The organism is Yersinia sp. J1, from assembly GCF_050586585.1.
Taxonomy (GTDB): domain Bacteria; phylum Pseudomonadota; class Gammaproteobacteria; order Enterobacterales; family Enterobacteriaceae; genus Yersinia; species Yersinia entomophaga.
The window spans coordinates 1-501 of the sequence record NZ_JBOBDP010000057.1 but is presented as its reverse complement, the minus strand read 5'-3'; the positions used below and the strand labels follow the sequence as shown (position 1 = coordinate 501).

Here is a 501-nt window from a genome sequence, read left to right as displayed (position 1 = left end):
TTTCACCATTATGAAGTGTTAAAAGTAAAGTAGTTGAGTAGTACCGCATCACAGCGGGTCGTTAGCTCAGTTGGTAGAGCAGTTGACTTTTAATCAATTGGTCGCAGGTTCGAATCCCGCACGACCCACCATTCTTTCCTAATTGGCTGGAATGAAAAGAAGTTGAAGTTATCGCAGCGATATTCCTCTTCCTGTTTTGTCTGGTTTTATTCTCTAAGTGTTGTAATGCAATAATACATAATGGGTCGTTAGCTCAGTTGGTAGAGCAGTTGACTTTTAATCAATTGGTCGCAGGTTCGAATCCCGCACGACCCACCATGATGAAGTGATGTACTGTTTCAAATCGTAGGGATGAGAACCGTAAAGGTTCGAGCCGAACGAAGTGAGACAGCAACGCGAAAGCGTTGACCCGTAAGGGTGAGTCTGCAGGACGAATCATCCCGCACTTTCACCATTATGAAGTGTTAAGAGTAAAGTGGTTGAGTAGTACCGCATCACAGC

Annotated in this window: 2 tRNA genes and 1 other RNA gene; all 3 read left to right on the top strand. The window is 44.3% G+C overall.

Annotated elements, in window-relative coordinates:
* Nucleotides 1-55: 55 nt before the first annotated feature.
* The 3 genes from ACQ4OC_RS19620 (at nt 56) to ACQ4OC_RS19610 (ending at nt 454) form a co-directional block, all read left to right on the top strand.
* Nucleotides 56-131: transfer RNA gene (locus ACQ4OC_RS19620), tRNA-Lys, on the top strand.
* Nucleotides 132-242: 111 nt separating this feature from the next.
* Nucleotides 243-318: transfer RNA gene (locus ACQ4OC_RS19615), tRNA-Lys, on the top strand.
* A 13-nt stretch (nt 319-331) separates the two neighbouring features.
* A non-coding RNA gene (locus ACQ4OC_RS19610) (RtT sRNA) lies at nt 332-454 on the top strand.
* The last annotated feature ends 47 nt before the right edge of the window (nt 455-501 follow it).